Annotated in this window: 20 protein-coding genes and 2 pseudogenes; 12 read left to right on the top strand and 10 right to left on the bottom strand. The window is 46.0% G+C overall.

Annotated elements, in window-relative coordinates:
• The first annotated feature begins 122 nt into the window (after positions 1 to 122).
• The 3 genes from H6F56_RS02860 (at position 123) to H6F56_RS02850 (ending at position 5,466) form a co-directional block, all read left to right on the top strand.
• Complete coding sequence (locus H6F56_RS02860; protein WP_190665351.1) at positions 123 to 1,421, top strand: NACHT domain-containing protein; 1,299 nt, start codon at positions 123 to 125, stop codon at positions 1,419 to 1,421.
• Positions 1,422 to 1,628: 207 nt separating this feature from the next.
• Positions 1,629 to 2,450, top strand: coding sequence for a CheR family methyltransferase (locus H6F56_RS02855; protein WP_190665350.1), 822 nt, complete (start codon positions 1,629 to 1,631; stop codon positions 2,448 to 2,450).
• Positions 2,451 to 2,556: 106 nt separating this feature from the next.
• Positions 2,557 to 5,466: a glycerol-3-phosphate acyltransferase gene (locus H6F56_RS02850; RefSeq protein ID WP_190665349.1), complete on the top strand. Its 2,910-nt coding sequence runs from the start codon at positions 2,557 to 2,559 to the stop codon at positions 5,464 to 5,466.
• A gap of 358 nt (positions 5,467 to 5,824) precedes the next feature.
• Here the strand turns inward: H6F56_RS02850 and H6F56_RS02845 are convergent, their stop codons facing one another.
• Positions 5,825 to 6,676, bottom strand: coding sequence for a DUF72 domain-containing protein (locus H6F56_RS02845; RefSeq protein ID WP_190665348.1), 852 nt, complete (start codon positions 6,674 to 6,676; stop codon positions 5,825 to 5,827).
• Positions 6,677 to 6,748: 72 nt separating this feature from the next.
• Between H6F56_RS02845 and H6F56_RS02840 the strand changes: the two genes are divergently transcribed.
• On the top strand, positions 6,749 to 6,982 hold the full coding sequence (locus tag H6F56_RS02840) for a KGK domain-containing protein (RefSeq protein ID WP_190665347.1): 234 nt from the start codon (positions 6,749 to 6,751) through the stop codon (positions 6,980 to 6,982).
• A gap of 129 nt (positions 6,983 to 7,111) precedes the next feature.
• Here the strand turns inward: H6F56_RS02840 and H6F56_RS02830 are convergent, their stop codons facing one another.
• The gene (locus H6F56_RS02830; protein ID WP_190665346.1) at positions 7,112 to 9,526 is read right to left on the bottom strand and encodes a PAS domain-containing sensor histidine kinase; all 2,415 of its coding nucleotides are present in this window, start codon (positions 9,524 to 9,526) and stop codon (positions 7,112 to 7,114) included.
• Between the two features lie 241 nt (positions 9,527 to 9,767).
• Here H6F56_RS02830 and H6F56_RS02825 point away from each other — a divergent pair, with 241 nt between their 5' ends.
• Both H6F56_RS02825 and H6F56_RS02820 read left to right on the top strand, forming a co-directional pair.
• Positions 9,768 to 9,908, top strand: coding sequence for a hypothetical protein (locus tag H6F56_RS02825; RefSeq protein WP_190665345.1), 141 nt, complete (start codon positions 9,768 to 9,770; stop codon positions 9,906 to 9,908).
• A 120-nt stretch (positions 9,909 to 10,028) separates the two neighbouring features.
• Positions 10,029 to 10,241 carry a hypothetical protein gene (locus H6F56_RS02820; protein WP_190665344.1) on the top strand — a complete coding sequence of 71 codons (213 nt, stop codon included), beginning with the start codon at positions 10,029 to 10,031 and terminating at the stop codon, positions 10,239 to 10,241.
• An 87-nt stretch (positions 10,242 to 10,328) separates the two neighbouring features.
• Here the strand turns inward: H6F56_RS02820 and H6F56_RS02815 are convergent.
• The 5 genes and pseudogenes from H6F56_RS02815 to H6F56_RS02795 form a co-directional block, all read right to left on the bottom strand.
• A pseudogene (locus tag H6F56_RS02815) lies at positions 10,329 to 11,156 on the bottom strand (IS630 family transposase).
• Between the two features lie 667 nt (positions 11,157 to 11,823).
• Positions 11,824 to 12,438, bottom strand: a complete 615-nt coding sequence (locus tag H6F56_RS02810; protein ID WP_190665343.1) for a transposase — start codon at positions 12,436 to 12,438, stop codon at positions 11,824 to 11,826.
• A gap of 233 nt (positions 12,439 to 12,671) precedes the next feature.
• Positions 12,672 to 13,436, bottom strand: coding sequence for an energy-coupling factor ABC transporter ATP-binding protein (locus tag H6F56_RS02805; RefSeq protein ID WP_190665342.1), 765 nt, complete (start codon positions 13,434 to 13,436; stop codon positions 12,672 to 12,674).
• Positions 13,433 to 14,092 (bottom strand): energy-coupling factor transporter transmembrane component T family protein, encoded by a 660-nt coding sequence (locus tag H6F56_RS02800; RefSeq protein WP_199312550.1) that lies wholly within the window; start codon positions 14,090 to 14,092, stop codon positions 13,433 to 13,435. The genes H6F56_RS02805 and H6F56_RS02800 overlap by 4 nt, the downstream gene beginning before the upstream one ends.
• Before the next feature lie 10 nt (positions 14,093 to 14,102).
• Positions 14,103 to 15,026, bottom strand: coding sequence for an energy-coupling factor ABC transporter permease (locus H6F56_RS02795; RefSeq protein ID WP_190665341.1), 924 nt, complete (start codon positions 15,024 to 15,026; stop codon positions 14,103 to 14,105).
• Between the two features lie 577 nt (positions 15,027 to 15,603).
• On the opposite strand from H6F56_RS02795, the gene H6F56_RS02790 reads away from it, so the two are divergent.
• The 6 genes from H6F56_RS02790 to H6F56_RS02765 all read left to right on the top strand — a co-directional run bounded on the left by H6F56_RS02790 (position 15,604) and on the right by H6F56_RS02765 (position 22,390).
• Positions 15,604 to 16,602: a multicopper oxidase domain-containing protein gene (locus tag H6F56_RS02790; RefSeq protein ID WP_190665340.1), complete on the top strand. Its 999-nt coding sequence runs from the start codon at positions 15,604 to 15,606 to the stop codon at positions 16,600 to 16,602.
• A 140-nt stretch (positions 16,603 to 16,742) separates the two neighbouring features.
• A complete protein-coding gene (locus tag H6F56_RS02785; protein WP_190665339.1) occupies positions 16,743 to 17,765 on the top strand; it encodes a helix-hairpin-helix domain-containing protein in 1,023 nt (340 codons plus the stop codon).
• A gap of 11 nt (positions 17,766 to 17,776) precedes the next feature.
• Positions 17,777 to 18,748, top strand: a complete 972-nt coding sequence (locus H6F56_RS02780) for an FTR1 family iron permease (RefSeq protein WP_190665338.1) — start codon at positions 17,777 to 17,779, stop codon at positions 18,746 to 18,748.
• A gap of 99 nt (positions 18,749 to 18,847) precedes the next feature.
• Positions 18,848 to 19,282, top strand: coding sequence for a ferritin-like domain-containing protein (locus tag H6F56_RS02775; protein ID WP_190665337.1), 435 nt, complete (start codon positions 18,848 to 18,850; stop codon positions 19,280 to 19,282).
• 194 nt (positions 19,283 to 19,476) lie between these two features.
• The gene (locus tag H6F56_RS02770) at positions 19,477 to 20,433 is read left to right on the top strand and encodes an FTR1 family iron permease (protein ID WP_190665336.1); all 957 of its coding nucleotides are present in this window, start codon (positions 19,477 to 19,479) and stop codon (positions 20,431 to 20,433) included.
• Between the two features lie 559 nt (positions 20,434 to 20,992).
• Positions 20,993 to 22,390, top strand: coding sequence for a hypothetical protein (locus tag H6F56_RS02765; RefSeq protein ID WP_190665335.1), 1,398 nt, complete (start codon positions 20,993 to 20,995; stop codon positions 22,388 to 22,390).
• Positions 22,391 to 22,504: 114 nt separating this feature from the next.
• On the opposite strand, the gene H6F56_RS02760 is transcribed toward H6F56_RS02765, so the two are convergent.
• The 3 genes and pseudogenes from H6F56_RS02760 to H6F56_RS02750 all read right to left on the bottom strand — a co-directional run.
• Positions 22,505 to 24,226, bottom strand: coding sequence for a diflavin flavoprotein (locus H6F56_RS02760; protein ID WP_190665334.1), 1,722 nt, complete (start codon positions 24,224 to 24,226; stop codon positions 22,505 to 22,507).
• Between the two features lie 181 nt (positions 24,227 to 24,407).
• The gene (locus H6F56_RS02755; RefSeq protein ID WP_190665333.1) at positions 24,408 to 26,135 is read right to left on the bottom strand and encodes a diflavin flavoprotein; all 1,728 of its coding nucleotides are present in this window, start codon (positions 26,133 to 26,135) and stop codon (positions 24,408 to 24,410) included.
• A 219-nt stretch (positions 26,136 to 26,354) separates the two neighbouring features.
• Positions 26,355 to 26,594, bottom strand: a pseudogene (locus H6F56_RS02750) (calcium-binding protein); the annotation flags it as partial.

Raw genomic sequence — 26,594 nt, 5'->3', positions numbered from 1 at the left:
ATTATGGCTGCGTTCGGGTCTGGGTTTTTCAGAAGACTTGCTTTTTAAGACAAAATTACTGATGCTTGTTGGGCTTCTCCCACTTTCCCCTTCTCGCTATCACCTCCTCTCCCCTGCGTTCCATGCAATCTAACAGTGAATTGGCATCTACCCCACCGGCACCTGCTGCTGACAAGCAAAGTTTTCGGAACCGGCAGCAGTTGTTGACGGCTGTTAAGAATGAAGTCACAGCGCGGCTACAACAGTCCTTGCACAACGCAGTTCTGGTTAACCTGGGCGAAGATCAACAACCCCAGCCAGTTCGCCCAGATGTGGATGTAAAAATTGCTAAACAGCCTCGCTTCCGGCTACAACCTTCTGACAGCATTCTGACCGCCTTCGATCAAGCCGGCGGCAAACTGCTGATTTTAGGCGCACCCGGATCGGGCAAAACCACCACCCAACTAGAGTTAGCAAAGGAATTGTGCGATCTCGCTGAACAAGATAGTGCTGCGAAGGTGCCGGTTTTGTTGCATTTATCCGGTTGGAATGATCACGAACAACCCCTTGTCGGCTGGCTGGTTAGCCAACTGAAATATAAATATGGCGTGCGTCTTGAAATCGCTCAAAATTGGTTAGAAAACGGCCAGTTATTGTTGCTATTTGATGGTTTGAATGAACTAGAGTTACGTCAACAAGAAGATTGGATTCAGGCAATTAATCAACTGCTGGAAAAAACTCCGCAGTTGTCACAGATCGTTGTTTGTACGCGCTTTGAAGATTACAAAAAGTGCAATTATCGGCTGAGACTTAAAGGAGCAATCTTTTTGCGACCTTTCAATTCATCTCAAATTCGTCATTATTTAATGGCTGCCAGAAGTCGAGAGCTATGGTACAACATTGAAACCGATATGCCCTTGATGGCATTGGCTAAAACGCCTTTATTTTTGAATATGATGGCTTTAGCCTATGAAGAAATTCTCATTTATTCTTGGAAACGCCTGACTTCTAATAAAGAGCGACGTCAGTATTTGTTTAATGCCTATATTCGCCGGCAACTCGGACGAGACATTAACCTCCGAAAACAACCCACCCCAGAACAAAGCCGGTATTGGCTAATGTGGCTAGCAAAAAGGCTGGAAGAAGAAAATCAGACAGAGTTCTCCTTAGAAAAAATGCCGCCAAATTGGTTAAAAACTCCAGATCAGCATCGACTCTATCAAATCGGTGGGGCACTGATGGGTGGGTTTATTCCGGGTTTTTCTGGGGTACGGCAGTTTGTGCTGCGTTTTATTCTTTGGCGGCATGGATATATTCCTTGGAATTACGCTCGTTTTCTCGACTACGCGACAAAGCAACTGTTTTTGCAACGTACAGGCAAACGTTATCGATTCACCCATAAGTTGCTGCAAGAGCATTTCGCCCTAATGTCAGATATTTAACTGTAATTTAATCCCATAGCCGACTTAATTATTTCCTGGGCAAGCGAGAACTTTTGAAAAACCTGTTTAAATTAAATATAAATTTAACCGTGAATTTTCAAAATTTTGCCATCGGTAAGTTTTGGGAGAAATAGCCGGCAGTTTAAGAAATTGAGATTTTAAAGTGTCTCATTTGTCACAGAATTGCTCGTAAAAAAAAGTTGTAAAATGTCTATTAGCAGCGATGACTTTAATTATATTTGCCAGTTACTTCGTGATCGTGCTGCAATTTCGCTGGAAGCGGATAAGGCAAACCGTGTAGAGAAACAGTTAGCCCCAATTGCTCAGCAAGCCGGTTTCAATTCAATTGAAGAATTTGTGGCGCTGCTAAGAACTCAGCCGCCTAACGAACTTCATATACAAGTAATCGAGGCGATGCTGTTAAATGAAACCTCGTTTTTTCGCGATACTCATCCCTTTGAGGCGCTGAAAAAAGTCTTACTGCCCCAGTTTTTGAAACAGCGTTTGAGCGAGCGAAGCCTCAATATTTGGAGTGCCGCCTGCTCCACCGGCCAAGAGCCTTATAGTATAGCGATGCTGCTGCATCAGTATTTTCCAATTTTCGCCGGCTGGAATGTGCAGTTCATTGCCAGTGATATTTCTGGAGAAATCTTAACTCGCGCTCGTGAAGGTCGTTACACTCAACTAGAAATCCATCGCGGACTCACACCGGCACAACAACTGAGATATTTTCAGCAGCAGGATAATGAGTGGCAACTCAAACGACAGATCCGCCAGATGGTTGAATTTCGCCAAATCAACCTAGCTGCCGATTGGCCGGCCTTGCCCCTGATGGATATCATCTTTATGCGTAACGTTTTAATTTATTTTGACGTGGCAACAAAAAAAGCCATCTTGGCAAAACTGCGGCAGGTACTCAGTCCTGATGGCTATCTGTTTCTAGGTGCCAGTGAGACAACGATCACGCTTGATAAGTCCTTTGAGCCGGTACACTTCGACAAAGCGCTGTGTTACCGTTTGCGCCGGTGAAGCATCTTGAAGGGCAGCCGTTAAAATTATCAGTTTTTTTACCAGGCAAAGTAATTTTAAATTCTAGATTGGTATTGCATCCAAAATTCACCCATCAAAATCCAATATGACGCTAACGCAGGTTTTGGGAGCTCTACTTATTTTCACGCTTTGCCCGCTTTTAGGCGGACTGCCTCTGATTGCCTGGATTACTCGCGCCCTCACGGGCAGACAATTAGCCAGAATTGGCACCGGCAATGTGGGAGTTTCTGCGGCTTTCTATCACGGGGGCAACTTAGCCGGCATTCTGGCGGTACTCTCAGAAGCCGGTAAAGGCATTGCAGCAGTTTTGCTGGCGAGATATTTCTTTCCCTCAAACCCAGAGTGGGAGTTAATTTCCCTAATCGCCCTGATTCTCGGCAGGTTCTGGATCGCCAAAGGTGCCGGCACCACGAATTTAGTTTGGGGTGTCGTTGTTCATGATCCGCGCGTCGCCGGCTTCGTATTTTTAATTGGCGGTATTAGTTTTACAATCCTGCGAGAGCGCAAGTTGGGACGGCTGGCGTTTTTGGTGCTATTTCCCTTCACCTTGGCACTGCTGCACCCCTACAATGGGGCGCGAATCCTGGCAGCAATTACCCTCAGTGGGCTGCTAGGCTGGATCTATCAAAAAATTCCCGATGACTTAGACTTAACACCGGCATCTGCACAGGAGGATTCTCAAAAAGTGTTTCGCTTTTTTCGAGGAGATCGGGCGATTGTTTCCCTAGAGCAAAAGCTAGAGTCTGGTAAAGTCGGTCAAAAAGCTGCAACTCTCTCTCAGTTAAAGCGTTGGGGTTATCCTGTGCCGATGGGGTGGGTGCTGCCGGCAGGCGATGACCCTCAAATCTTGGTAGACTTCCTGCACCCGTCCGAAAATCAGCCGCTTGTGGTGCGTTCCTCCGCTGTTGGAGAAGACTCGGAACAAGCCTCCGCTGCCGGTCAATATCTAAGCATTTTGAACGTCAGAAGCCGAGAGCAATTGTACGATGCAATTGCCCAATGTCAGGAATCCTATAACCGGCCGGCGGCGCAAACCTACCGTCAAGATCGCAACCTCCCAGAAGCATCTATGGCGGTACTCGTTCAGCAGCAAATTCAAGGCGTTTTCTCCGGCGTTGCCTTCAGCCGCGATCCGATTGATCGGCAAGGCGATGCAGTAGTGATTGAAGCCTTACCGGGAAACGCTTCGCGGGTGGTTTCCGGGCAAGTCACCCCAGAACAATATCGCGTTTTTGTCCCCGATGCCGAGGTGAGTAGTGCCCCCGACTGGGTCATGCCTGCCGGCTTAGATTTAGAAATCGAAGGCGAAACCGGCGATCTGCCACCGCAACTGATCCGGCAAGTAGCTTTCTTAGCACGGCATCTAGAAGCCCGATTCCACAGCATCCCGCAAGATATTGAGTGGACTTACGACGGCCAAACCCTGTGGCTATTACAATCCCGTCCCGTTACCACGTTACTCCCAATTTGGACGCGTAAAATTGCCGCTGAAGTCATCCCCGGACTGATTCGCCCCTTGACTTGGTCGATTAATCGCCCCCTCACCTGCGGCGTTTGGGGAGAGATTTTTACAGTTGTTTTGGGTGCCGATGCTGCCGGTTTGGATTTCAACGAAACTGCCACACTCCACTACTCTCACGCTTATTTCAATGCCTCCCTACTCGGCGAAATTTTCCTCCGCATGGGTCTTCCGCCCGAAAGTTTAGAATTCTTGACACGTGGCGCTAAATTTAGCAAACCGCCGCTCACCTCAACTTTGAAGCAAGTACCCGGTTTGATGCATTTACTAGGCCGTGAGTGGCGATTGGAGGAAGATTTTCAGCAGGATAGCCGGCGTTATTTTGCCCCAACGTTAGCCAATCTCCCTCTCTCTCCCGCTTCCTCTGTTGCGCTTTCCCCCTCAGCCTTATTACAGCAAATAGACTCAATTTTAGAAGCGCTGAAGCGAGCAACTTATTACAGCATCCTCGCACCCCTGAGTTTAGCGGTGCGGCAAGCTTTATTTAAAGTGAATGAGACAGATTTGGATAATAGCCAATTGCCAGAAGTTGCGGCACTACGATCGCTTCAAGAACTAGCCGATAAGACGCGCCGGCAACTGCCCAATCTTGAGGAATTAAATCCTCAAAGCCCAGATTTCTTCGCAAGGTTGGCGGAAATTCCCGAAGGTCAGACAATTTTGGCAGAGTTTGACCAGTTACTCAACCGCTACGGCTATTTAAGCGAGGTGGCAACGGATATTGCAGTGCCGCGATGGCAGGAAAACCCTGTGCCGGTGCGCGAATTATTTACCCAATTCTTAACTCAAAGCTCAGAACTCAAAACTCAGAACTCAAAACTCAAAACTCAAAACTCCCTGCAGCGTCGCGTTAATTTGAAAGGACGGGTGACAGAAGTTTACAGTCAGTTATTGGCACAGTTGCGATGGAATTTTGTTGCGTTGGAGACGCTGTGGTTGCAGTCAGGGTTACTTTCTGAAGCTGGGGATATTTTCTTTTTGGAGTTTGATGAGGTTCGCCAGATCGTTGCCGGCAATCCGCAAATCATTAACCGACTACCTCAGTTAATTAGCCACCGGCGATCTCAACTCGAACAACACCGGCAATTAACTGTGGCGCGAGTGGTTTATGGCAACGCGCCTCGCCTCCAGCCACTATTTACAGCGCAAAAGCCTAAATCTAGGCTGCAAGGCATTGGTGCCAGTCCAGGGCAAATAGAGGGCAGAGTCAAAGTTTTGCGCGGGTTGCAGGCAATTCCAGAGATTAACCGGCAGACAATTTTAGTCGTGCCTTACACCGATTCTGGTTGGGCACCTGTTTTAGCGCGTGCCGGCGGCTTGATTGCTGAAGTGGGAGGGCGTCTTTCTCACGGTGCGATTGTTGCCCGTGAATATGGCATTCCTGCGGTGATGGATATTCACAATGCAACCCATCTGTTACACGACGGGCAGACGGTGCGAATTGACGGATCGACGGGTCTTGTTGAACTGCTCTAAACTAGCTTTTTCGGGCTGCCGGCCAGAAAAATACTGCTAGAAATGTATTTTTTTTGTTTCGGACTATGGCGAAATATCACACTTTGTAAAACAATGAGGGGTCATACCCCCCAGCATGGTAATTTAATCTCATGCATCCTGATTGTGACAAAAAAAACTGGAACGCCCACTCTTTTGGGGGCGTTTTTTTGTTTTTGCTGCCGGCGCGATTAAGTCCTAAGTCCTGAGTCCTGAGTTCTGAGTTCTGAGTGAGGAATGAGGAGTTTTGAGTTTTGAGTGGGGAGATGGAGTTCTGAGTTTTCCAGTGCCCCATGCCCAATGCCCAATCCCCCATGCCCAATGCCCCTCTAATACAACTTCAAAACAAATTTAACTGAGTCGGTGTCTGCTCAATCGTGTCCCAAGGAAGTGCCGGCACCGGCGCATTCTGCTGTTCAAGTAACTGTTGGAAATACCGCGCAGTTCCAGGTGATTTTTCATCAACTGGGCAGTGGACAAAGAAATAAACACGGATGCCTTGACGCAAGTATCCATCAACGAGAGAAACCCATTCCTCTAAAAATGCTTCGTTGTGCTGCCGGCTGGGATGGCTGATGAAGCGGATCAGGCTGAAGGGTGCTGTGATCGTCGGTTGCACCGGCAGTTGGGGTTTGCGCCGGTATAAATGCAACTGGGCGTCCTCTGGACTGCTATAAACAGGTCTAGTATCGAGCAATACTCGCCCAACGCCTAACTCTTGCAAAACTGCATTTAATCTGCTGATGTGGGGTTCTTTGAACCAGTCAGCATGGCGCACTTCTAGGGCTAAGGGCGCATTTCGCGGCCAAGCTTCGAGAAAGCCGGTGAGATCGTCGAGTAATTCTGGGCTGTAGCTAGGGGGAAGTTGGGCAAATATCGGGCCGAGATGATCGCCCAATTCTTGCATTTGCTCTAAAAATTTTAAAGCTGCCGGTATCGAAGATTGCAACAAACCGTTATGCGTTAAATCTCGCGGCAATTTGAGACAAAATTCAAAACCTTTCGGTGTTTCTGCTCTCCACCGTGCAACAGTTTCTTTATCTGGAATGGCGTAAAATGTAGTGTTGCCTTCAACCGTTGTAAATCGCCGGCTATAAAGTTGCAAAAATTCTTTTGGTTTAGATGCCGGTGGATAAAGTTCTCCCATCCAGCCTTTATAAGCCCAAACCGCGCACCCAATAAAGAAGTTCATTTTTTTATAGTACAATGTTTTTATCAATTTTAACTAAAACTGCTGGAAATTAACATAAATGATGAATTTGAAGTGTTAAATGAAAATAATAAAGATGATGTTTTAAATTTATTTGATAAAAAAGATATGGCTCAATGTCATTCCTATCCTATGTTTAAAATTTATGACTTCCTTCAATCTTTACAAAAAGTTTTCGCTGATTATGCCATAGGAGGTTCGCGAAAATTCCTAAATGAAGGAGTGCCTTGTGAATTACTAAAATTGGGTGCTTCAAAATGGCGTAAAGGCAAAGTAAAATTAAATTAGTTCTAATATTTTATCCAGATGAACCCGAATCACCGCTTGATGATATTCGGGAAATGATGAAAGATAACCCTCACCAAGACTCTGCCTAAAAATTGAAGCGTATTTTACTTTTTATAAACTCTCAACAAATTATAATTTTCCGGATAAATCTTTAGGCCATGTAAAATAGAAAGTTGCGCCGGCACCTGCTTCAGACTTAATCCAAACCTTGCCGCCTCGGCTTTCAATAATTTTCTTCACCACCGAAAGACCGATGCCGGTGCCTTCGTGCTTATCTCGCGATTCCAGCCTTTGAAAGATTACCCAAATTTTTTGATGGTACTCAGGCGCAATTCCAGGGCCATTATCAGACACACAGAACTCATAACATTTTCCAACTTTGCGTCCTCCCACTCGCACACAAATATCATGTTTTCGTGAGTGCTTGAGCGCATTGTGAATTAAATTCAAAAATACTTGCTGCAATGGCACACGCTCAGTTTTTAGTATAGGCATTTCCGGCTCAACGATAATCTTTGCTTCAGGAGGTGGTGCCAACAAATCTATCACTCCAGATAACAAAGTCTTAACATTTACTGTTTCTAAAACTTGCAGACGACCGGCCCGGGAATACAGCAAAATTCCCTCAATCAAAGCTTCCATGCGGTGAACTCGCCCGCGCAGCAAAATCATGTGTTCGCGGGATTCTTTAGTGAGATGTTCTGCCAGGTCTTCTTCTATCCATTCCGATAAACTTGCAATGCCTCGCAGGGGCGCTTTTAAATCATGAGAAGTGACATAAGCAAACTGCTCTAATTCTTGATTGCTACGCTCTAAGGCTTCGCTCAGACTAGCAAGTTCTTCTGCCTTTTTCTCAATTTCTTGTCTAGCTCGTACTTGGTCAGTAACTTCTACGGCGTGGGCCATAATGCCATAAACTTGATTGTTAGCATCGAATAAGGGCTGGTAGACAAAATTCCAAAAGCTTTCTTCTAAAACCCCATCCCCTTTACGGTCGAAAAATGCCGGCATCTCGTTGCCGACAAAGGCGATTCCAGTGGTATAAACTTGATCTAATAACTCGAAGAAACCTTGCCCTTCCAAGTCTGGAAATGCCTCACGAGCCGGCTTTCCAATGATATTGCGATTACCCAAAATCTGCATATATAACGGGTTAATCGTTTCAGTAATATGGGTTGGCCCACGGGTGGTTGCAATCGCTGCCGGTGCTTGCATAAAAACCCGTTGCAAATCAGCACGTGCTGCTTCGGCTTCAGCTAAAGCTCGATCTCGCACCTCCCCTTCTTGCTTGCGTTCGGTGATGTCGCGAGAAACGCCTACAATTTCAACAACATTGCCGTTTGTATCAAAGATAGGACATTTAATTGTGTGGAAGAAACGTGTTTGCCCATCTGCGCGAACGTTGGGTTCTTCTAAAATTTCAACCGGCTGGCCGGTTGTGAAAACTTGCAAGTCGTCTTTAAGGTCTTGCTGCGTATAATCGAGTTCATTGAAAGGTACGTCTGTGATGCCGCGAAGCTCCTCCTGAGTCATTCCATAGTAGTTGCAAGCAGCTTTATTGGCGTAGACAATGACGGAGTTGGGAGCTTTACAAAACACCATATCTTGCAATGAATCAAGGATCTGTGCGTAACGGTGTTCACTTTCCTTGAGGGCGTTTTCAGCGCGTTTGCGGTCAGTAATATCGGTGTGAACCCCAACCCACTCTCGAACACTACCGTCGGGTTCCAACACCGGCACTGCCCGCACGCTCATATCTCGGTATTCGCCATCGTAACGTCGTAGCCGCTGCTCGACTTCGTAGAAGGTGCGGTTGGCAAGGGAAGCAGACCACATGGCGGCAGTGTGCGCTTGATCGTCCGGGTGAATGGCATTGAGCCACCCCCAGCCTTTCGACTCCTCAAAACTTAGGCCGGTGAAAGCACTCCAACCAGGCTGCGGGTTAACGAATTCACCCTCGGCTGAGGTATCCCAGATAATTTGAGAGATCGCTTCAACGAGACAACGATAGCGTTCCTCACTTTTGTGAAGGGCTTCTTGCACCTTCTCAACTTCAACCCGCGCATAGCGTTCTTGCAAAAGTTGCTGATTTTCTTCTTCAGTGAGTTTTTCTTGGGTAATATCAACCGCAACGCCGCGCAGTAGCTTGACGCATCCGCTTTTGTCGCGCACAACTTGCAGGCAATCTTTGAGCCAGACAGTGCGCCCATCAGCGGCAATTGCCCGGTATTGAAATTGGCGATCTAGCCCTTCACTGATGGCGCACATAAACAACTCAACGCACCCGTTGCGATCTTCTGGATGGAGGAGCCGGTTTTGCCAGAAATTAGGTTCCTCATCCCACTGACTGATAGGGTAGCCAAGAATTACTTCGGCGCGATCACTGACGAAGGTAAACTTCCATGTGGCAGCATCCATTTCCCACACAATGGCATCGAGTCCCCGCACAAGCTCAAGCAAGTGTTCGTCGGCTTCAGCAATGCCTCGCTCAACTGCTGCCTCGTCCGCCGTTTGTGAGGCTGTTTGGCCCTCCAATTCCTTCATGAAAAGTTTCCTTGCCGGTGAGACACGAATTCAAAAATTGCTCAATACGCTCGATAACTCTGTCATATCATGATTGACAAAGACATGACTTCAGTCTGTCGCAAGATATGAGATACCCCGTTCTGGATTAAAAAATACATATCCTCAGCCTGAGTGAAGATATAGCCCAGTAGAACACACAGGAAGGCTATTAAAATGAAAAGATTTCTAACCATTCTGCTCTGTACGCCTCAGGACTGGCGTGATTGTTGCGACTGTTGCTAATCAAGCCGGTCTCAACCAAGTTGCCGCGAACTCTCATTCAAATGCCAATTTACCCGTTCAAATTCCCATTCTTACCAGGACTTCTACGGCTCAAGGCAGAAGTAATCGTCAGGAATGAGAACAAACTTATTTAAAAAATTTACCACTTAACCAAGTGTTTTACTGTCCGGTCACAAACCAGGATTCTAGCCCTCTCTATCTAACCACTTGACTGATTGATTCCAGCGGAGGATTAGTCGTGGTGTTTCCTTATCAGTGGCTGGGGTCAGCGGAACTCATGCGATTGGAACCAAATCGGGTACTGCTGATTGACGAGCCACAGCAACTAATGTTAAAAGCCATAGACACAGAGATTGGGGAAATACTGGTAATTGTAAGCCGGTCACCAATGGAAAAAGCCGTTAAAACATTGGCTTCTATAGCCGCAGAACTGAATCGAAGTAAAGGTTGAATCGAAGAGGGAGCCGATTGAAGTAATGGCTGATTTACTAGATGATTTAAGTTAGGGTCTTGGTGTTGTAGAAGCAAAACTCTATCTCTACTTGCTGGGGGGGGGGTAACAAGAAAGCTGAAACCTTGCATTAACGATAGCCTCAATTAAATCTTTGTAAGTTCTCGCTGCTGTCTTTTTCAAGAGGGCTTTAACTTTTAACCAAAAATTTTCAATAGGGGAGAATTCTGGTGAATAAGGAGGTAAATAAATCAGTCTTACTCCGGCTTGTTCAATAAGTTCTCTGACCATTTACCCATAATAGATTTTAGCATTATCCATGACAACACAGGCATTTTTCCCGAGCTTAGGAATTAACTTGAGAAAGATAAAAGCTTCAAACGTCGCGCCATCTACTGCCCCATAAATATTTTCTAATACTAGCACTTCTTTAACTGATATCGCCGAAATTAAAGAAATATTCCTGTCTCTTTTTTGGGCCTTTTTACCTCTGGATCTTTTTCCTTTTAAAGCTATAGCATAGAGCCTAACCATTGCTAGTTTCATTCCGGCTTCGTCCAGAAAAATTAGGTCTTCTACTCGGATATTTCTGATAACTGACCAAAATTCGAGTCGCTGTGTTTGAACTTTTTCCTTCTCTTTTGCGGCTCGACTCACTTTAACTTGAACCTTCTCTTCTAGCAAGTCACAAAGTTCTACAAGGGTGGCATCATTATGGGTCTCGATGATTTCTATTAAATCAATTAATTGCTCTTCCTTAAGCTTAGGTGCAGGACTTCTTCCTGGAAGGCGAGGATGAATATTTCCCGTTTCTTTATATTGTTTGAGTAATTTTTGAATAAAACTTGGGGCTACACAAAAACGTTGAGCGAGCTTCCTAATCGAAATATTTCCTTGTTTATAAACTTCAATGATTTTTTAGCGAAACTCTATTGAGTAAGGTTTCATCACTGATTTTTATAATGGATAAACTTGAATCCAAGTGTATCTCACAATTATGAGAAACGCTACAATTCAATTCTATCACGAGCATCCCGAGAAGCAACTGGGTCGCGCCTAGCTCCTAAAATTGCTGCTTCTAATCAACATGATTCAAGCCCAAAAAACAGTAAAATTAGAAACAATAGCGCGAGTCTTTACAACTTGAATAATCTGTGAAGACCGACGCAGAAAGTTCTCCCTCTTTTGTTACTTGAGAGAGAGTAAAAGTTAGGCAACAACGGAATAGGTAGTCCAAAAAGGTGTAGAACAAGCGGGAAAAGTGTCCAAAATTTGCCGGAATTCGCCTAAAAGACCTCTAACCAAGGAGAGATTAAACAGTAAAAAAGGAAGGGCTGAATGATTAATCTGATATTGTTGAGTGCACTCTTCCAAGTTGTGCCATGCTCCCACCAACGATGTTGTCGAAATTTGGCAATCAACTGAGATGGAGCGGTTAACTGAGTCGATTGAGAACAGAGAGGTTCATCCGCCAAAGTTTGAAAATTCTAGGTCTTTAGACTGACTAGGAAGTAAGCACTAAAAACCAGTTCCCACCAGCGTTAGATACTGGCATAATCTGTCAAGCGATAATCAGCCCATCCTAGCTGGTTCTTGACTTGTTTAAAGCCGTATTCAATCCAACGGCTAAAACGAGTTTTATGCGAAATCCCAGTGCTTTGAGTTCACAGATGATTTCTCTGGCTAACTGGGGTTTACTTTTATAAGTATCCCCCGGCTTTAAGCAGGCTCTGGGTTTGAAATTCTTAAACAGCAACGAATAAGTGATTGTGTCCACTAACCCATAAGCATTAACGGATACAATCCCTCTTTCTGTCTTCCCTAAATTGCCAAGGTACTGTTTAGCTACATAGTCTGTTGCTTGGCCTTTTTTCTCATCTCTGGTTTCATCAATACATAAGATAATTTCTGTCTCTCCTATTAATTGAAGAATCAGCTGCAACCGCCTCTGTGTTAAAGCTGGACTTGACCAGGTTGAATCCCTTAAAAAATGGTGTAGGGATTGACTATTGGATAATCCCACAGCTCTCGCTATTTTAGGTAAGGATTTGCGAGGCAGTTCTGATAGTAGTCCTAGATGTAAGAGCTTAAATGCTTCATAATTTCTCACTTGAGAAAACAAGTCTTGATAGTTTTGACAATATTCATCGATGAACTTGAGCGTGGGAGAGGCTGGACGACGGGCTGTAACCATCATCGCTCATGGGTTTGGGAATGCTGTTCTTATTTTACTCTCCCTGAAGTAACAAAAGAGGGATTAGTCCATCCCCCATCAGTTGTTTATGCCACACAGGTTCAAAAAGAAGGGCGCAAATCATCGACAGAGCAAAATAGTTCTTCTAGACTAAGCATGGGACGAGCAAGTATTGCTGTTGTGTGATAACTTTTAGCTGACTCGCTTGTCCCTTCCTTATCCCGAAGTCAGGTTATTTAATAATCCACCGGCAGCCCGTAAGCCTCAAGGGTCGCCCCATCTTGCAATAATTCCTGAGTGGGCCGGTCTAGCTTAATCTCACCTTGACCCATCACCATCGCCCTGTCAGTTGTTTTGCGAATCCAATTTAAATCATGGGAAGCAATTAAAAGCACCTGCACCGGCAGCTGACATAGCACCTTTGCTAAGTGACGCCGCCACGCCGGATCAAGGCCGGTTGTGGGTTCATCTAAAATTAAAACGGAAGGTTCTAATGCCAGAATTGCAGCAAGTGCCGCTAAGCGTTTTTGACCGCCAGAAAGTTCGTGTGCAGAACGATTTGCACAGGCTTCTAAACCAAATTCTGCCAACAACTGACGGGCTTTATCAACCGCAATTGCCGGCGGCACTCCGTAGTTGCGTGGCCCGAAAGTAATGTCTTCTAAAATAGTTGGCATGAATAGCTGATCATTCGCGTCTTGAAAACAAAAACCAACTTGCCGGCGCACTTGGGGCAAGGTTGCCGGTTCTAGGCGCGTTCCTTGAATCCAAATTTCACCCGATTTAGCTTGTTTTAAACCAATTAAATGGTCTAATAAAGTGCTTTTTCCACAACCTGTCGGGCCGAGAAGCGCGACTCGCTCACCTTGATTGAGGGTAAAAGAAACGCTACGCAAAACCGGCTCTTGTTTGGGATAAGCAAAGACTAAATCCTTAACAACAAGGCCGGCCTCGCGAGAATGAGCAGTTGGAGTTTGGGGATAGGAAGTTGGGAAACTCAAAATTTTAAGTAAGAAGCTAAAGTTAATCCACCGGCAATGGAGGCAGCCCCTAATAAACCGGCAAGTTCTTTGGGTGTGGGTTTGGCATCAACCGGCAGTTCGCCCTGATAGCCACGAGAAAGCATTGCACCATAAACGCGTTCTGCACGGTCGAGGGTGCGGATATAAAGCGCCCCGATCATAGCAGCGCTGGCGTAGCGCAACCAGCCGGCAGGGCCAGATAATCCGCGACACTGGGCGGCGCGTTGCATCCGGGTGACTTCTGAGAGCAAAATTTCTAGATATTGTCCCGCTAAAAGTACACTTTGCTGCAAACCTGCCGGTAGGGGTAAGCCTTTCAGTGCAATTCCAAAACTGTGAGGCGGCAAACTTAATAAAAAGCTATTGACGATCAGCAGACAAATCAGGGAACGAACGAGCAAATAACTAGCGCGTTCCCAACCCAAGGGCAACGCCATTAAGCTGAGGAAGATTAATTCTGCCCCCAGCAATTGGGTGAGGGCTTTCAATGGCGTCCGCAACACGAACGCCCACAAAAGCGCAAATGCGCCATAGACGCCGAGTAAGGGCCAAGTGCCGATTTTTAATAAAGCTGCCCCGATGACAGCAATCAGCGACAGCCGCAGTCGAAATATAATCGGGAAGGAGTGACCCATTATCTCGCTTTTACGCATCTTTGGGTTTAACTAGCTGGGCGAGTCCAAAAGCCACCCCAAAGGACGCACCACTTCCCAAAATGCCGGCAATGCTAGTACCCACCGGCCCTAATCCTTCGATGCCGTAATCCGCAAAGGGAGTGGGAATCGGCACTCGCACATTGTCAGCTAACTCGATAAAACCTAAGTCTTCGGCCACTTTTTCTAAGCCATCGGGCCAACCAGAGGCGGCGAGGGAAAGGACGCCAGCGATGAGCAAAACGCTGACAATCGGCACAACCCATTTATCTAATTGCGGCTGTTCCCCTGGTAGCAAGTCGGGACGTGCGGTTGCTAGGTAAGAAAGCACGCCGCCGGTGATCACACCTTCGCCCACTCCAATCAGGATGTGAACGCCACTCATTGCCGGGATCACGAAGCTGGACGCTGCTGTGCCGGAAAGCACCAATTCAATGGCACAAAACACGGCTGCTGCGACCACACTGACAGCGGCAGCGATCCCGGCAGCTAAGGGCAGCCGGCTTCTCGATCCGCCCAGCAGTCGTTGCAAGACTTGCGTGAGTGTCCAGCCCACCCAGACGCCAATGAACCCCATGTTCAACACGTTCGCCCCCAAGGCCGTGACGCCGCCATCGGCAAATAAGATGGCTTGAATGATTAAAACGGTGGTGATGCACAACGTACCCGCCCAAGGACTCCCCAGCATCACGGCGGCTAGGGTTCCTCCCAACAGGTGGCCGCTGGTGCCCCCCGCAACGGGAAAATTAATCATCTGGGCGGCAAAGATAAAGGCAGTGGTTAAACCCAAAATGGGTGCTTGTCGAATCCCATACGCTTCGCGAGAACGTGCCAGAGATACTGCCACGGCTGCTGCGCTGGCGATGCCCGTTGCGGCTGCAACGGGCAAAGAAACAAAACCATCAGGAATGTGCATTAGTGTTCCCTGATCCTGAAAATTCCGGTTATTTAGTCTACAGAAATCAACTAACAGGGTTTTAGAGAACTTGACAATCCCCTCTAGGGGTATTTACCGGCAGTTGCTGCTTGCTTCAGCTCGCTTATTAATAACGGTCTGTCGCTGTTTCTAAGCCACATCGCCTTAATTCTAAAGAAATTATTGAGAATACTTATAAACAATTCACTTTAGCTTTGTCAGGCTTTTCGCCACAGTTGCTAAATAGTTTCATTAATTGTAAAATCAATTTCGTCTAAAACTGAGCCGCTAATTACAGATTTTTCTGGAAACCAAGCTTTCACCGGCTGCTGAAGTCAGAAGCCGCTGTTTTGCTTAAAATTGCTTTATTTATTACCTTCTGGCATATTGAGCAAGTGCCTTAAGCAGAAACTCTCTCGGCTTGTATAACCGTCAAATACAGAGGCTTAATGGCAAAAATACCAGATGCTTATTGCTACTATTTTTAAATAGAGGCTTGAATTAACACTGATTTATCCTAACTTACGAAATCAGCGCCAAACCCTCAGCTTCACCCCATCCTTCCCCTACTCAACCAATGCTTGACCGGAAACCATTCCTTTTAAATCGTCGCAGATTGCTGCAATTCGGAATCGCCGGCATCGGGATGAGTGGCGCAGCGATTGCGTTGCCTCAACTGTTGGGTCAGCGCCAAAAACTGGCCCAGGCGAAAGTGCCGCCCCTCCCTAGCAACGCGCCGGCAATTAACGACACGATGCACCCAATGGCGATGCTACGGGATTTTGACTGGGGGACTGTTAAGAAAGTAAATGGGCGAACGGTTCGGGAATTTCAGCTAATTGCCGGCACCTCTACGATTGCGTTAAACAGCGCTGTAACGTTTAACACATGGAATGTTAACAATCGCGTACCTGGGCCAACTCTGCGGGCGCGGCAAGGTGATCGCGTGCGGGTTCTATTTTTAAATCAGGGGGGACATTCTCACTCGCTGCACTTTCATGGGGTTCACCCCTCAGAAATGGATGGAGTGAAACCGATTCGCCACGGCGCGGCGACGATTTACGAGTTTGATGCCGAACCCTACGGCGTCCATCTTTATCACTGCCATATTGAGCCGGTGACGCGCCACATTAATAAAGGTTTGTATGGGATGTTTATTGTCGATCCGCCGGCAGATCGCCCACCTGCTGATGAAATGGTGCTGATCATGGCCGGCTATGACGTAAATGACGACGAGAAAAATGAACTTTACGCCTTTAATGGAATTCCGGACTATTACCACCACCATCCGATCCCGATTTATCAAAATCAGCTGATTCGGCTGTATGTGCTGAACATGATTGAGTTTGATGTGGCGGCGACGTTTCACTTACACGCCAATATGTTTCAGGTTTACCGCACAGGTCGCACGCTTACGCCGGCTGAAGAAACGGATGTGATTACAATGGGCACAGCTGAACGGCACATTCTGGAGTTCTCGTTTAAATATCCAGGGAAATTTATGTTTCACCCTCACCAGGATGCGATGGCTGAACACGGCTGTATGGGGCAGTTTGAGGTGATTAAACCGGCTTAGTTGCGGGTTTTTGGGAATTTGCAGGTATCAGTTGACAAAATTTCTCACTAGCTAGAGAATGAATTCCGCAAAGGTTCTATATCATCCTGCTGTTAGAAGCCTTTTTTGCAAGTTCGTGTAAATTTTGTGAAATTAATCCTATGTTAGGCTTTCGCTCTTTATTTCTGACTGTTGCAACTGCCGGCTTAGTAACGCTTGTCGGTTGTAATGATGCTAATACCACTAATAACACCGCGACTGAAACAACGCCGGCAGCAACAACTGCCGCAACGAATACGGAAACAACGGATCACAGTGGTCATGCCGGCGGCAAGAAGAAAGTTAACATTAACACCGCTATTCTGTCTGAGTTAGATAAATTTGAAGCGCAACTAGGTGTGCCGGCGCTGTCTAATAAAATTCAAGCGAGTCGTCCTTATGGTTCTCCAGAGGACTTAGTTTCTAAAAAAGTCATTAATCAGCAACAATTTGACCAAATTAAAGATCAGGTCACCATTGAAGATATTGTTCTCACCGGCGAAGCGAAAGATGTCGATTATATGACCAAATTAGGTCTAATGAAAGGACACCTGATCGTTGCCAAAGAACTTTTAGATCAACAAAAACCCGAACAAGCCGAACCTCATATCGGCCACCCCGTTGAAGAAATTTACGTGGATGTGGAAGAACAACTGCAAGAACGCAACGTTAAAGAATTTAAAACAACTTTAATTGGGTTGCAAGATCAACTCAAATCAAATCCTAAGAATGAAAAAGTTGGAGCGAATTTTGAGACTTCCATGCAAGCGGTAGATGGAGCAATTGAGGGACTTCCAGAAGCGCAACGCACATCTCCTAAATTTGTGTTGCAAGTCATCAATGGATTGTTAGAAGCGGCTGATGCTGAATATGGAGCAGCAGTTGCTAATAATAAAATTACCGCCGATATTGAGTATCAAGATTCTCGCGGCTTTGTGAACTATGCCAATACGCTGTATAAAAATATTTCTGAGCAAGTGGCTAAAGAAAACCCAGATGCTCATAAACAGATTCAAACTAGCTTGAGTGAACTCACAAAAGCTTGGCCTTCTGTCACTGCACCCGCAGCGCCGGTGAAAACCCCAGAACAGGTTTCTCAATTGATTGCAACCATTGGGCAGAACAGCCAAAAAGTGGTGAAATAACCTTCTAAATCATGGATTTTAGTTCTGCTTTACCTACATTTGTCATCACCCTACGAGAAGGGGTTGAAGCTGCTCTCGTAGTGGGCATTGTCCTGGCTTGTTTGAAAAAAGCAAAAGCAAGCCAGTTAAATCCTTGGGTTTATGCCGGCGTCATCGCAGGAATTGTTGCGAGTGCGCTGGTGGGGTTGCTGTTTGGCGTGATGATTCAAGCTTTAGGCACTGCCAACCAGCAATATGCACCGATTATTGAGCCGTTGCTAGAGGGCGTATTCAGCGTTCTAGCAATTATCATGCTCAGCTGGATGTTGGTGTGGATGACCAAGCAAGCGCGGTTTATGAAAGCCCAAGTAGAAGGCGCAGTGAGTGCTGCGCTTCAAAACAATAGCCGTGCCGGTTGGGGGGTTTTTAGCTTAATTTTCATTGCCGTTTTAAGAGAAGGCTTTGAAACGGTTTTGTTTGTTGTTGCAAAATTTCAACAAGGTTTTATTCCGGCTTTAGGTGCGCTTGTTGGGTTAGGCGTTGCGGCAGGAATTGGCGTTTTGCTATTCAAATGGGGCGTCAAAATCAATATCCGCCAATTTTTCCGCTACATGGGCATCTTATTGCTGCTAATTGTAGCCGGCCTGGTTGTTTCCTCCCTCGGACATTTTGACACAGCCATTAACGCCTTAGCACAGATGGATCGCAAATCTCAATCCCTCTGTTTTTATTACGAACGGTTTGCCAAGGTCCACTCTTGCGTTCTCGGCCCTATCGTCTGGAATACAACTAAAATCTTACCCGAAGATCGCTTTCCCGGTCTTTTGTTTAATGCTCTGTTCGGCTATACCGACAAACTGTTTTTAGTGCAAGCACTGGGTTACGGGATATTTATAATTACCATAGGCGGGATTTATTTCCAAAGCTTAGCCGATCGTGTCTTCTTCCCCTTCTTAAAAAGCCGGCAATCTGCGAAAGAATCTGTAAGCTCTCAGCGCGATTAAACCATATAGGAGATTTAAGCGAGAAAAATCTCCTATTTGTGGCTTCATTCTTTATCCAGTATCCGTTATCCTGTGTTTAACACTGACACTAAACAACGAATGAAAGAGCTGGACGTAAAGAAAACCATCAGCCTGCTAAATACCATCATGGAATTTGAATTAGCAGGGGTTGTGCGCTACACCCACTATTCCCTCATGGTGACAGGGCCAAATCGGATACCGATTGTAGACTTTTTTAAGGCTCAAGCCTCTGAGTCTTTAATTCACGCGCAACAGGTGGGGGAAATTCTCACCGGCTTAGAAGGGCATCCCAGTCTGCGAATCGCACCGATGGAGGAAAGCTACAAACACGCTGTGCGCGATATTTTGGAAGAAAGCCTCAACCATGAGAGAAAAGCCTTGGAGATGTATAAAGACTTGCTCCATACGGTTGAGGATGCTAGCGTTTATCTGGAAGAATTTGCTCGCACGCAAATTGGCACAGAAGAAATGCACAATATTGAAATTAAAAAGATGTTGCGCGATTACAGTTAAGTGTGAACAATTCGCGGGAGCATCCCATTTTTGTAAATTTGGAGTGCGGGAATCTTGCCCGCGTGTTGTCATATTAGGGAGCAAGATGCTCCCACTCCAATATTGTGACAAATTTGAGATGCAGCCACAATTCGCGGCTAATCGTGAGTGAATTTCTTGCGATTAGCCAATAGCCATTTAATCTCAAAACAGCGATGGATTTTAGTGCTGCCCTGCCTACTTTTGTCATCACCCTGCGGGAAGGTGTTGAAGCTGCCTTAGTGGTGGGAATTGTGCTGGCTTGTTTGAAAAAAGCGAATGCCAGCCGGCTGAATTCTTGGGTATTTGCCGGCATTCTTGCGGGAATTGTTGCGAGTGCGTTGATAGGAATTTTGTTCAGTTGGGGAATGCAAACCCTCCGCACTTCCAACTGGACTTATGCGCCGGTAGTTGAACCTTTGTTGGAGGGCGGTTTCAGTGTCGTAGCGATTGCTATGCTTAGTTGGATGCTGATTTGGATGACTCAGCAGGCAAAATCTCTCAAAGCTGAAGTTGAAGGGGCTGTGAGTGCTGCCTTGCAACAAGAGACTGCCGCAGCCGGCTGGGGGGTTTTTGGCTTAATTTTCATCGCCGTTTTAAGAGAAGGCTTTGAAACCGTTTTGTTTATCGTGGCTAAATTTCAGCAAGGCTTGATGCCGGCATTGGGTTCGCTTGCCGGCTTGGCTGGGGCTGCCGGTATTGGCGTGCTGTTGTTTAAATGGGGCGTCAAAATTAATATTCGCCGGTTTTTCCAAATCATGGGCGTTTTTCTCCTCCTTATTGTTTCTGGCTTAGTGATTTCCGCCCTGAAAAAATTTGACGCTGCCGGCAGTATTTTATCTCAGCTACAACCGCAATTTTCTAACCTTTGCTTTGCGGGTTCTCCTTCTTGTATTCTAGGGCCGATTTTTTGGAATTTTACGAATGTATTGCCCGATAACCAGTTTCCCGGTGTTGTTCTTAAAGCTTTATTCGGCTATCGAGCAAAGCTTTATCTCGCCCAAGCTGCTGGTTATATTCTGTTTCTTGTTACCGCCGGCACCCTTTATTTTCAAAGTATCGCAGGGCGCTCAATTTTCTCCCCAAAACATCTCTCATCTGTTGAAAATTCTGTGAGTTCTGAACCGAAATAAAGAGTAAATTAAATAAGTTTTTTATCTATAAAAATGATTTTGAATCGGTCATAATCTAGAAATTAGGAGATTTAAGACTATTTAAACTGTCAGGAAAAATTGATAAGACAAAGATTTTCTATGCTTTTTCTAGATGACCTCGGTTAATTACAATTTCTGTTATCTACCAAAAGATAAGCGATTCTTTACTCAGCAGTTTATGATTCGCTATTTACAACTTAATATAATTGGCAATGCCGGCTAAGTAGATATTATGCATTAATACTATTCATTATTTGCATAATAGATTGCAATAAACAGACAGCTACTTTACGATCAACAAACCCGCACAACGCTCAGGCGATTAAAAATTGAGGTTGTGTCAATAAAGCCCGCTGAAAAGGGGCTTTAAAATGGAAACTCGCGTGACAGGCAAAACGCTTGTGGTGGGCGAGGTTCATTGATGTGCGAGTGAGACTCGCCGCTTTCAGTCGCCACAAGAGATCAGATCGACATTCTTGGCAGCAACGTCGCTTAAATGTCTGATTTGTCAGGAAACGTGAACAAACGGAGTTGACTCATGATTGATATGTATAAACCGGGTGCTCTTAAACAGACTTTATCAGCAATGTCGCATCAGGAGCTGCTAGATTTGGTCTTGACATTGTCCAGCGATAGCCCAGATTTTAGTCGCGCCCTGCTAGCGAATATTCGCTACACGCCGAAGCCGGGAAAAACTGAACAAGTGCAGCAACTCAAGCAGCAAATCTCTAATTTTTTTGCGGCGTTTCCAACTCGATATGCTTATTTAGATCCCGAATATGATGAGGATGAAAGCTATCCCGAACTCGATCCCATGATTGAAGCCGCAAAAATCCTGCCTTTAAATGAGCGGATAGAGGTTTTGTGGCATCTTGTCCTTTGTGGCAAGCAGATATTTGAGTATGAAAATGTGCCGGTGGGGACGCAGCAAATTGAAGCGGCGATTAACTTTTATGCTGAAGCAGTCAGACAAAGTGCTTTATCTCATCAGGAAAAGCAGCCTTATTTTGATGCGTTAGTGAATGCTCTCACCTGGCGGATGTGCGGTTATGGAGAGGTGAGTGATGCCATTGAAAAGGCAATTTCAACCCTGAGTGCCGGCACGAAAGATTATCACTATTTGCTGGCTCAATTAGAAACCAGTGATTATGCTAGAGCGAATGAGTTAAGTGCCGGTTATTACTTGAAATTAGGCGATGAAGAAAATTATCTGCGGATTCGACAAGCGAATTTAAAAACCGAAGAGCAGTATTTAGAATTGGCTCACTACTGGCTGGAAAAACAAGACAAGCAAAAATACATTGCTATTTTAGAAAGTGGGGCTTCCTCTTTACTTCAAAAACGGCGCGAACCGAGATATAGTTTTGATATCTTATTCTTAGGTTCATCGGTTAAGCCCAGCGAATTATTAGGGACTTTAGCAGATTACTACGCACTAAAACACGACCACGAAAACCTCTGTCGCATTTTGATAGCAACCGCAGAATATAGTGGGGTTAATCTGGACTTGTACGAACAAGTTAAAACTGCTGCTTCCGCAAACCAGTGGCAGGAATTACAGCCCCAACTACTAGAATTTGCTAAGCGAAATCCTGAAACGCTAGCGGAAATTTATTTATTTGAAAGTGATTGGGAAGCCGCGATTCAACTGGCACATCGGCACCTTCATGCTGAACGGTTGCAGGTTTTAGTTGCCGAAGGGGTCAAAGAACATTATCCCCAAGCATCCCTAAAGATTTACGAGCAGCTAGTGCAGCATTATATTGACTTGCAAAGCCGCGAACACTATCGAACGGCTGCCCGTCATGCCGGCGCGATTAAATCGATTTATCAAGACATTTTGAAAGCGCCAGAAACCGGGCGAGATTATATTAACGCTATTCGCCAACGTTATCCGCGCTATCGAGCATTGCAAAATGAATTTCGCCGGCTGTAAACTACTAGAGACGAGGGGACGAGGGATGAGGCACTATAAAGATTAAGTATTCTTTCCCTCTTCCCCATGCCCCATGCCCTATCCCCCTACCTTTAGGTTGGCGAAGCCTTGCCCCTAATAATGGCTTCCTGTTTTGCGCTGCTGCACCGCTGTCATGCCGGCAGGTTGCTGCACCTGACCATTTTCAACCACCGCATAAACCAGCCAGTGATCCCCACATTCCATGCGATTATCTACAGTGCATTCTAAATAAGCAAGAGCGCCGTCTAAAATAGGACAACCGTTGTGAGCTTCTTTTGTTTCTAAGCCGGCAAATCGGTCTTCTCCCGGTGCAAAAGACTTCATAAAATGTTTCCGCAATTGCTTCCCTTCAGCCAAGATATTTAAAACAAATTTGTCTCCCTTGTGCATCAAAGATTCAATCGCGCGATCTTTAGCAACCGCAACCGTTAACCCAGGGGGATTAAACGTTGCTTGAGATACCCAAGAAGCGAGCATTCCACTCGTTACTTCTCCCCGCTTGGCTGCCACGACACAAAGCGAACCCACAAGACGACCGACTGCTTGCGCGGTACGATCCGATTGGGCAGCGTTTACGGACTGTTTCGGTGCGCGAAGTTTTTGGGATTTTATCAAGGCTTGAGCAAAATCTGTTCCCGCTTCTTCGCATTGTTGTAACGTGACATCGGTGGGTTTAAATTTCACCCGAATTGGTTCAAAACCGAGCTTATAACCAGCATCTTGTAATTTGCTTTCTAACAAATCAATCGCTTCACCACTCCAGCCGTAGGAACCAAAAACGCCGGCTAATTTAGTCTTCGTTGCGTTAGAAAGCACAACCCCCAAAGCGGTTTGAATTTGAGTTGGGGCGTGACCGCCAAGTGTAGGAGAACCGATAATAAATCCAGCACATTTTTCGATAGATTCTTGGATTTCTGCCGGCTCAACTGCTTCGCAATTAATTAATTCTACGCCCACGCCTGCTTTGGTTATGCCCTTTGCAATTGCTTGCGCTAACGTTGCCGTGTTGCCATAGGCAGATGCATAAAGCAGGGCAACTGTCAAGTCTGTAGATTTTTGATCTTGACTCCACTGCCGGTAAAGATGGGTAAGTTCCGTCAATCCATAGCGCACCAAAGGGCCATGAGATGGGGCATAAAATCGCACTGGCAAATCTGCAATTTTATCTAAAGCACTTTCTACCTGACGCGCCTGTGCAGCGTGGAGACAGTCGAAATAAAAGCGCCGGTCTTCACTATATATTTTCCACCCTTCATCAAACACCTGATCGCCGCAAACGTGCGCCCCAAATAACTTATCTGTGTAGAGAATTTGCGTTTTCGGGTCGTAAGTACACAGTCCATCAGGCCAGCGTGGACTCGGAGTCGTAATAAATTTCAACTCATGCCCTTTTCCTAAATCTAAAGTTTCTTCCCCCCGCACAACCCTGATATTCAAGGTTTGATCTGGTAAAGCAGCACGCAAAGCGATCGCAGCGGGATTTGAGCAAACAAATGTAATTTGAGGGGCTAATTTTAGCAAAGCTGTCAGCGTTGCGCCCCGATTAGGATTGACGTGTCCTAAAATTACATAATCCAGCTTTTTCAAATCAAGGCGCTGTTGCAACGCCGATAAATAAATTTCAGTAAACGATTCACCCGGCGGGTCAATTAAAGCGGTTTTTTCCGCTTCAATTAAGAAAGAATTTGCCGTTGTGCCTCGTTGAAGTGAATATTCAACTTCAAATTTAAGTCTTTCCCAGGTACGCGAACGTAGCACTCTGGTATCTTCGCCGGTTGCGAGAACTTGAACATCACGAGGTTTTGCGGGTGTCATAGATGAAGTTGGGTAAGTTTATTTAAAGGCTAAAACCGCAAAGGTTCGCAAAAGCTAATATTTCTTGGATAAAGCTCGATTCCCCTAGCCCCCTTATTAAAGGGGGCTGGGGGGATCTCCATTGGCTGAATATCACTGACTAATTGGGGGCAACCTTTGTGTTCCTTTGGGTTGCAAAAAGTTAGTAGTGATTGCCAACTTTCCGGTGGTGAACTGCCGGCAGCGCATCAGGATTGGACACACGACCCGTATCAATTGTTGCGTAAACAATCCAGTGATCTGAACACTCCATGCGGCTGGCAACTTGACATTCGAGATAGGCGACCGCGTCAGTTAAAATTGGGCAATCATTGCTAGCCGACTGGGTATTCACGCCGGCAAACCGATCAGCACCAGGGGGAAAACGCTTGAGAAAATGCTTCATCAGCGCTTGATACTTGCCTTCTTCCAGTACGTTAAGAACGAAGCGATCACCGACGTGCATCAACGCTTCAATTGCCCGATCTTTAGCAACGGCAATCGTTAAACCGAAGGGCTTGAAACTTGCTTGAGCAACCCAGGAGGCTAACATAGCACTGCTGGCATCCGCTTTTTTGGCAGTGATAATGTAAAGCCCGCCGCTGATGCGCCCCAAGGCTTTATCAAGTTCATTATCGAGGGACTTCATCTGCTTGATAGCTTTATCGCGAGTGAGCCATTGTCCCAAGTCGGTGCCGGCTTCATCGCACAGTTTATAAGTTCCTTCTGTCGGCGTTTCTTTAATTAGAATGTTGGGAAATGCTTCTTTTAAACCCAACTCCAAGAACTTACTCCGCAGGGGATAAATCGATAGATCATCTCCACCGCCAGATTCAAACAAACCAATGCTTTGCTTGTTAGTAACGGCTGCCAAAATGGTACTAATCGCAGCTTCGGCAGTAGTAGCACCAAAGCCACTGGTTGGGGGTGCGCCGATCACGATACCAGCTGCCTGACTGACAAGTTCCCTGGCTTCTTGAGGTTCGGCAAATTTGAGATCCATCATTTCTACGGCAACGCCGGTTTTGGTGATCCCATAAGCGATTGCTTGGCTGAGGCGATCGCTATAGCCATAATCTGAGAAGTAAAAGACAGCAACCGTGGTTTCTGCTTTGGCTTGCGCTTGACTCCACTGCCGGTAACGTCCGGTGAGTTCTACTAAGTTATGACGCAGCAAGGGGCCGTGGCCGGTGGCGATTGTGGTAATTTCTCCCAAGTCTGCCATGCGCTTCATCGCACCCAAGACAGAACGGGCATTAGGAGCCATTAAACACTCGTAGTAAAAGTGATAATCTTCTTCAATGGCTGCTAAATCTTCGTCAAAGGTTTTATCAGAGCAATAGTGCATCCCAAAGGCATCACAGGTAAAGAGAACCTGGGTTTTATGATCGTAGGTGAAAATTGTATCGGGCCAGTGCAGGTTAGGGGCTGAGACGAATTCTAAAACGTGGCCATTGCCTAAATCGAGTTTGTCGCCATTTTTGACAATTTGGCGTTGAAATGGTTGGTGAACTAAATCTTCTAAAAACTGTATAGCAACTTTTGCACCAACAACTGTGGCTTGCGGTGCCAGTTGTAGGACATCTTTGACTAAACCACTATGGTCTGGCTCCGTGTGGCTGATAATCACATAATCAATTTCAGCGGGTTCTATGATGCCGCGCAGAGTGTCTAGATACAACTGGCGGAATTTCTCATGGGATGTGTCTACTAAAGCTGTTTTCTCACCCCGAATTAAGTAGGAGTTATAGGTTGTACCGTTTTGCAGTCCGAATTCAATGTCAAAACGATCACGCTCCCAGTCTAATGAGCGTATCGTTGTTGTGTCCTGGGAAATTTCGCCGGTTTCTATCGTCAGCCTGCGTTGGACTCGGTCGGTGAGCACTACCATCAATGGCCTCCTTTTGAGCGACCCATTCTTAGTTCATTTCACATATTGTTACACGTTATAATTATGAAGATTTATTAAAAAACCTATGAGTCGGTTAAGAATCCTAAAACTGGCCGGGTGCTTACGGGCATTGGGCATTGGGCATTGGGCATGGGGAATGGGGCATGGGGCATTTCTACCCGCTTACCCACTCACCCCATGCCCTTAGTTGATGTGGGGCTAGATTAGAGCAAAATCACTGGCAGTAATTAAGTTAGATTGCAAGCCAGTAAGGGTGGCGAGAAGTTCATCACCGGCAAGAATTAAAGTGGCATTATTACCCACAGTAATCGTAAGATTCTCGAAAGTTAAACCGGCACTTAAACCCAGCAAATCTTCACCATCCGTGAAATCGGTAATCGTATCACTGCCGGCACCGACTTTCAGGACAAAGAGATCACTGCCGGCACCACCGATTAA

It is taken from the genome of Microcoleus sp. FACHB-672 (assembly GCF_014695725.1).
Classification (GTDB): Bacteria; Cyanobacteriota; Cyanobacteriia; order Cyanobacteriales; family Oscillatoriaceae; genus FACHB-68.
This window is presented reverse-complemented; position numbering and strand designations above follow the sequence as displayed.